5 protein-coding genes are annotated in these 6,936 nt (G+C 67.9%); 2 read left to right on the top strand and 3 right to left on the bottom strand.

The window, feature by feature from the left end:
- Positions 1–271: 271 nt before the first annotated feature.
- On the bottom strand, positions 272–1,387 hold the full coding sequence (locus ACT53T_RS01900) for a M48 family metallopeptidase (protein ID WP_476159710.1): 1,116 nt from the start codon (positions 1,385–1,387) through the stop codon (positions 272–274).
- A gap of 269 nt (positions 1,388–1,656) precedes the next feature.
- Here ACT53T_RS01900 and mutS point away from each other — a divergent pair, with 269 nt between their 5' ends.
- Positions 1,657–4,329 carry a DNA mismatch repair protein MutS gene (gene mutS, locus ACT53T_RS01895; RefSeq protein ID WP_476159708.1) on the top strand — a complete coding sequence of 891 codons (2,673 nt, stop codon included), beginning with the start codon at positions 1,657–1,659 and terminating at the stop codon, positions 4,327–4,329.
- A gap of 9 nt (positions 4,330–4,338) precedes the next feature.
- On the opposite strand, the gene ACT53T_RS01890 is transcribed toward mutS, so the two are convergent.
- Positions 4,339–4,632, bottom strand: a complete 294-nt coding sequence (locus ACT53T_RS01890) for a hypothetical protein (RefSeq protein WP_476159707.1) — start codon at positions 4,630–4,632, stop codon at positions 4,339–4,341.
- Positions 4,633–4,752: 120 nt separating this feature from the next.
- Positions 4,753–5,001: a TonB-dependent receptor plug domain-containing protein gene (locus tag ACT53T_RS01885; protein WP_476159706.1), complete on the bottom strand. Its 249-nt coding sequence runs from the start codon at positions 4,999–5,001 to the stop codon at positions 4,753–4,755.
- Positions 5,002–5,139: 138 nt separating this feature from the next.
- Here ACT53T_RS01885 and ACT53T_RS01880 point away from each other — a divergent pair, with 138 nt between their 5' ends.
- Positions 5,140–6,912: an acyl-CoA dehydrogenase gene (locus ACT53T_RS01880; RefSeq protein WP_476159705.1), complete on the top strand. Its 1,773-nt coding sequence runs from the start codon at positions 5,140–5,142 to the stop codon at positions 6,910–6,912.
- Positions 6,913–6,936: the final 24 nt, after the last annotated feature.

Genomic DNA, 6,936 nt, shown 5'->3' with positions numbered 1-6,936 from the left:
CGAATCGAGAAGCCTCCTGAATGAATCCTTCTCTACCTCCCGCGCAATGCCCCTATACTCATCTGCGATGCCCCTGCTTTAGGGGGAGGGTCGGACCGCGAAGCGGTCCGGGGTGGGGTTCCACGAAGAAGACTCGGCGGAAACACCCCCTCCCGATCGCCTTCGGCGCTCGACCTCCCCCCTGAAGGGGGAGGTGGAAACGCCTCTTCGATCATAGAGCGCTCTGTCCGTCGGAAGCGGATTTGCGAACACGAAAGAGCGGCTCTCGCTCTCACCCCCACGGCCCATGCGGCGCCGGCGGATCGAGCGGGCTGCGGCCGTCGGGGGGCAGAAAGCCGGGCGCGCCGGGGACGGGCGCCGGCTGCGCCTCCCAGGGGCCGTGATCCTCGATCGGCGGCGGCGGCTCCAGCTTCGGCATGTCGCGCCCGCCGGCGTAGCGCACCAGAGCGGCGACGCGATCATCGACGGATGGATGCGTCGAGAACAGCGCGCGCGCCTTGCGCGTCGGGCTCTCGATGAAGAAGGCGCCCATGCGCGAGGGCATATCGGGAATGATCGCGTTCGACTCGATCTTGCGCAGCGCCGAGATCATCGCATCGGGATTTTTGGTGAGCTCCACCGAGCCGGCGTCGGCGAGAAACTCGCGCGAGCGCGAGATGGCGAAGCGGATCAGCACCGACAGCCCCCAGCTCAGCGCGATGATGGCGAGCGCGATGATGATGGCGAGGCCGGCGCCGCTCGCCCCGCCGCGGTCGCGCCCCTCCTCGGCCGTGCGCTTGGGCGAGAAGCGAAAGCCCCAATTGCGAAAGAGAAGATCGCCCACGAAGGCGAAAATTCCCGCGAAAATCGCCGCGACCACCATCAGCTGCACGTCGCGATTGCGAATATGCGTCAGCTCATGGCCGATCACCGCCTCGATCTCGGCGTCGTCCAACGTCTCCAGCAGGCCGCGCGTGACGGTGACGGCGTAATGCCCCTCTCTGACGCCGGAGGCGTAGGCGTTGAGCGCCCCATCCTCGATGATTTTCAGCGCCGGCATGGGAATGCCGCGCGAGATGCAGAGATTCTCGAGCAGATTATAGAGCCGCGGCGCGTCCTCGCGCGAGACGTCGGCGGCGCCGGTGGCGGCGTCGATCAGCCTTTGATGGAAAGCGTAGGCGATGGCGAACCAGAGCCCTGCGGCGACAAAAGCGATGGGCCAGCCATGCTCGAGATCGCGCAACGCGCGCGCCATGATCTGCGGCAGCGTTCCATCCTGCGACGCCTCGAAGAGAAGCGCCACGGCGAACAGCAGCGCCAGCAGCAGCACGACGAATCCCGCGAGCAGCAGCAGCGAGCGCAGCCGGTTCGCCTGAATATGGGTGTAGAGGCCATAAGCGTGAAACATGGCGCTATTCTCGCCGCCCCGGCGAGCCCCGCCAAGTGACGAATCGCACATTCCGATCTTCGCGAGCCGCCATGCCCCCTCCCTCACCCTCCCCCGCTATGCGGGAGAGGGAGGCAGCGAGGTTTCGCGAAGCCTCGATCAAGCGCCGAATCCGCTCCCTCTCCCGCAAAGCGGGGGAGGGTCGGGGAGGGGGCCGACCGCCTCCCTTTGAACTCGATGCGCTTTGTGTCTTAGTGCGCCTCGAACCGAGGAAGAGCACGAAGCGTCTCATGGACGAGAAACCGCGATCCGACGACAAGGCCGCCCGGCCGACGCCGATGATGGCGCAATATATAGAGATCAAATCGGCCAATCCCGATTGCCTGCTCTTCTATCGCATGGGCGATTTCTACGAGCTGTTCTTCGAGGACGCCGAGACCGCCTCGCGCGCGCTCGGCATCATGCTGACGAAGCGCGGCAAGCATCAGGGCGCCGATATTCCGATGTGCGGCGTGCCGGTGGAGCGCGCCGACGATTATCTGCAAAAGCTCATCGCGCTCGGCCATCGCGTCGCCGTCTGCGAGCAGATGGAGGACCCCGCCGAAGCGCGCAAGCGCGGCAATAAATCCGTCGTCAGACGCGACGTCGTGCGGCTGGTCACGCCCGGCACCATCACCGAGGAGCAGTTGCTCGATCCCGCGCGCCCCAACGCCTTCGCAGCGCTTTCGCGGCTGCGCGCGGCGGACGGTCAATGGCGCTACGGCCTCGCCTGCGTCGATATTTCCACCGGCGCCTTCGATGTCGCGGAGGTCGGCGAGGCGGAGCTGGCCGGCGAATTGGCGCGGCTGGAGCCACGCGAGATCGTCGCGGCGGAAGCGATCTGCGCCGATGCGCGTCTCACCGCACAGCTCGCGCATCTCGACGCGCCGCTGACCGCGCTCGGACGCGATGTCGGCGGCGAGAGCGCCGCGCGGCGATTGCTCGATTTCTTCGGCGTCGCGACGCTCGAGGGCTTCGGCGCGCTGGGCGAGGCGGAGATCGCGGCGGCGGCCGCGGCCATCCTCTATGTCGAGCGCACGCAAAAGGGAAAGCGCCCCGCCCTGCGCCGACCCTCGAGCCTGCGCCGCAGCGCCACTCTGGAGATAGACGCGGCGACGCGCGTCAATCTCGAGCTGACGCGCACGCTGAAGGGCGAGCGCGACGGCTCATTGCTGGCGACGATCGACATGACCGCGACGCCCGCCGGCGCGCGTCTGCTCGCCGAGCACATCGCCGCGCCCTCCACAGAGCCGGAATTGATCGCGCAGCGGCTCGACGCCGTTTCCTTCTTCGTCACCGCGCCGGAGTTGCGCGCGCGCTTGCGCGCCACGCTCGCCCGCGCGCCGGATGTGGCGCGGGCGCTCTCGCGATTGTCGTTGCAGCGCGGCGGCCCGCGCGATCTCGGCAATATTCGCGCAGCGCTCGCCGCCGCGCGCGAGATCGTCACGCTCTTTTCCGCGCAGGAGGCCGCGCCGCTGGTCGCGCAGGAGATCGCGACGTTAGCTGCTTGCGACAATGAATTGGAGCGCGCCATTGCGACGCGCCTCGCCGACGATCCGCCGCTCGACAAGCGCGCGGGAAATTTCATCGCGCAAGGCTTCGACGCCGAGCTGGACGAAGCGCGCGCATTGCGCGACGAGAGCCGCCGCGTCATCGCCTCGCTGCAGCAGCGCTATGTCGAGCTGGCCGAGACCAGGCAGCTCAAGATCAAGCACAACAACTTTCTCGGCTTCTTCATCGAGGTTCCGCAGGCGCAGGGCGAGAGACTGCTGCGTCCGCCTTTCGACGCTGTGTTCACCCATCGCCAGACGATGCAGGACGCCATGCGCTTCTCGACGCGCGAGCTGGCCGAGCTGGAGGCGAAGATCGCCTCCGCGGCCGATCGCGCGCAGGAGCGCGAGCTGGCGCTGCTCGAAGAATTGGCGGACGCCGTGCTCGCGCGCGCGCAGGAGCTGCAACGTCTCGCGCAAGGCTTCGCCGCGCTCGACGTTTTCGCGGCGCTCGGCGAGCTGGCGGTGAAGCGCGATTGGACGCGCCCGCATGTCGACAGCTCGCTCGATTTCGAGATTGTCGGCGGACGTCATCCCGTCGTCGAAGCCTCGCTGGAGGCGCAGGGAAAAATCTTCGCCGCCAATGATTGCGATCTCGGCGACGCGCGCGCGGGCAAGATCGCCGTCGTCACCGGGCCGAACATGGCCGGCAAATCCACCTATCTGCGCCAAAACGCGCTCATCGCAATTCTCGCGCAGGCGGGCTCCTTCGTTCCCGCCAAGAGCGCGCGGCTCGGGGCTGTCGATCGCCTCTTCTCGCGCGTCGGCGCGGCGGATGATCTCGCGCGCGGGCGCTCCACCTTCATGGTCGAGATGGTGGAGACGGCGGCCATTTTGAATTGCGCCGGTCCGCGCTCGCTGGTCATTCTCGACGAGATCGGTCGCGGCACGGCGACATTCGACGGCCTCTCCATCGCCTGGGCGACGATCGAGCATCTGCACGAGGTCAATCGCGCGCGCGCGCTGTTCGCAACGCATTTCCATGAGCTGACGCAATTGACGAAGCGCATGGGACGGCTCGTCAATCTCACCATGAAGGTGAAGGATCACGCCGGCGAGGTGGTGTTTCTGCACGAGGTCGCGAAAGGCGCCGCCGATCGCTCCTATGGCGTGCATGTGGCCGAGCTGGCCGGCCTGCCCGCGAGCGTGGTGGCGCGGGCGCATGCGATTCTCGCCGAGCTCGAGGCCGCCGATCGGCGCGCGCCGGTGACGAAGCTCATCGACGATCTGCCGCTCTTCGCCCATGTCGCGACGAGCGCGCCGGCGAAGGACGAATTGCGCGAGGCGCTGGGAGCGATCGATCCCGATGCGCTGACGCCGCGCGAGGCGCTGGCCGCGCTCTACGAGCTGAAGGCGAAAGCGGGCGGCCGTTGAGCCGCCGGGTCAACCCATCGCATAGGCGGCATAGGCCGCATTGGCTTGCGAGGTCGTCGAGCCGCTGTCGAGCTTGGCGCCGCCGACCGTGAGAGCGCGCAGGCCGGCGAGCAGCGAGTCGATCTGCGCATAGGGATCATGCCCGCCGTCGGCCTCGGCGGAGTCGCCGCCCGCGGGAGTCGACGCCGATTGCGCGGATTGCGCGCGCTGCGTCTCGCTCGCGGGCGCCGCCGTCGGCGGCTGATATGACGCCCCATAGGCCGAGCGGCTGTAGAGCGACAGATCGGAAAGTGTGAGCGACACGACCAAGCTCCTTTGTTTCTCGCTTCGCCGAAGGTTCTACGAGCGGGAGCTTAACGCCGGCGGCGAAAGACATGCGCAATTTTACGTAATTGCCGACACAGGCGCCGACGGCGCGTCGCGTCAGCGGCCCATGACCTGCACGCCCGGCGCATAGCGCAACGCGTCATAAATCGACCGCGCCTGAATATCGTCCATGAATTTTCGCGATATCACGGTCACGCCGCCGGGCGTGTCCATCACGGACCGCTTCTCGCCGCCGGGGCCGACGACAGAGGGAATGTGATAACCATCTTGCACGGGCGCCTCGGCGCGAGCGCTCGTCGCGATCAGCGCCGCTACGACGCCGGCCAGAATGCGAAAATGAGGCATGACGATTTCTCCTCGCCGCCGGTCGCCATTCTATCACGGAGGCGGCGTCGCCGCGAGCGCGGCTTCCCCGGCGCGAATGGTGGAATAGCCCTGCGGCGGCGCTAGAATGAGAAAGCGATTCTCTCCCGGAGCCTGTCCATGTCCTACCGCGCGCCTCTCGACGAACTGCTCTTCGCCATGCGGCGGGCGGCGGGCGAGGCGGCCTTCGGTCCGGGCGGGCTCTATGGCGAGCTCGATGCGGCCACCGCCGCCGCGACGCTGGAGGAGGCCGCCAAATTCGCCGAGACGGCGCTGCTGCCGCTCGATCGCGTCGGCGACCGCGACGGGGTGACGCTCACGGGCGAAAAGGTGACGACCGCGCCCGGCTGGCGCGAGGCCTATGCGTTGTGGGTGGAGGGCGGCTGGAACGCGCTTTCCGCGCCGCCCGGCCATGGCGGCATGGGCCTGCCGCTGCTGCTCGGCGCCGCCTGCACGGAGATTTGGAACGCCGCCAACATCTCCTTCGCGCTCTGCCCGCTGCTGGGCCAGGGCGCGATAGAGGCGATGGAGATCCATGCGAGCGAGGCGCTGAAATCCGCCTATCTGCCGAAGATGATCTCCGGCGAATGGACGGCGACGATGAACCTCACCGAGCCGCAGGCCGGCTCCGATCTCGCCCATTTGCGCACGCGCGCCGAGCGCGCCGAGGACGGCTCCTACCGCCTGTTCGGCCAGAAGATTTTCATCACCTATGGCGAGCACGACCTCGCCGAGAATATCGTTCATCTCGTGCTGGCGCGCCTGCCCGACGCGCCTGCCGGCACGCGCGGCATTTCCTTGTTTCTGGCGCCCAAATTCCTGCCGGGGCCGGATGGGCGCCCCGGCGCGCGCAACGACCTGCGCTGCGTCGGGATAGAGCACAAGCTCGGCATACACGGCTCGCCGACCTGCACAATGTCCTATGGCGACAATGGCGGCGCGGTCGCCTTTCTCGTCGGCCGCGAGAATGAAGGCCTCGCCTGCATGTTCACCATGATGAACAATGCGCGGCTCTCTGTCGGGCTGCAGGGCGTCGGCCTCGCCGAGCGGGCGACGCAGACCGCGCTGGCCTATGCGCGCGAACGCCGCCAGGGCCGCGGCGCTTCATCCGATCCGGCGCCGATCGTCGAGCATCCCGACGTCGCGCGCATGCTGATGACGATGAAGGCGAAGACCGCCGCGGCGCGGGCGATCTGCTATCTCACCGCCGCCGCGCTGGACCGCGCCCGCCTGCTGGAGGGCGAGGAGGCGCAGACGGCGCAAGAGCGCGCCGGCCTGCTGACGCCGCTCGCCAAGGCCTATTCCACCGACATCGGCTGCGAGGTCGCCTCGCTCGGCGTTCAGGTCCATGGCGGCATGGGCTTCATAGAGGAGACCGGCGCCGCGCAATTGCTGCGCGACGCGCGCATCACGCCCATCTATGAGGGAACCAACGGCATTCAGGCGATCGATCTCGTCATCCGCAAGCTGCGCCTCTCCAAAGGCGCGGCCGTGTGGCGGGAGATCGACGACATGCGCGGCGACATAGACGCGCTGACGGCGAGCAATGACGCAATCTTCGTCAATATCGCCCATCGCGCCACGGCGGCTGTCGAGGCTTTCGAGCGCGCGACCGATTTTCTCTCCGCGACATCCGATCCGCGCGGCTTCGAGGCGCTCGCCGGCGCGACGCCCTATCTGCGGCTGTTCGCGCTGGCGCGCGGCGTCACTCTGCTCGGGGCCGAGGCGCTCGCCTCGCATCGCGCCGGCGACGCCGCAACTCGGAAGAGAATCGTCACGGCGCGATTCTTCGCCGATAATCTCGCCGTCGCGGCGGAGGGGCTGGAACGCGCCACCGTCGAGGGCGGCGACTCCCTCATCGCCGGGCAGGCGCTGCTGACGGCCGGAGATTGAGCCGGGCCGAGAGACGAGAAAGAC

Source organism: Methylosinus sp. DMC45 (assembly GCF_056313885.1).
The sequence above is the reverse complement of the archived record's forward strand: the minus strand, read 5'-3'. Positions and strand labels throughout refer to the sequence as shown.

Coding starts and splice junctions, on each gene's coding strand:
- ACT53T_RS01900 (WP_476159710.1), bottom strand. CDS start 1,387: ATGTTTCACGCTTATGGCCTCTACACCCATATTCAGGCGAACCGGCTG.
- ACT53T_RS01885 (WP_476159706.1), bottom strand. CDS start 5,001: ATGCCTCATTTTCGCATTCTGGCCGGCGTCGTAGCGGCGCTGATCGCG.
- ACT53T_RS01880 (WP_476159705.1), top strand. CDS start 5,140: ATGTCCTACCGCGCGCCTCTCGACGAACTGCTCTTCGCCATGCGGCGG.
- mutS (WP_476159708.1), top strand. CDS start 1,657: ATGGACGAGAAACCGCGATCCGACGACAAGGCCGCCCGGCCGACGCCG.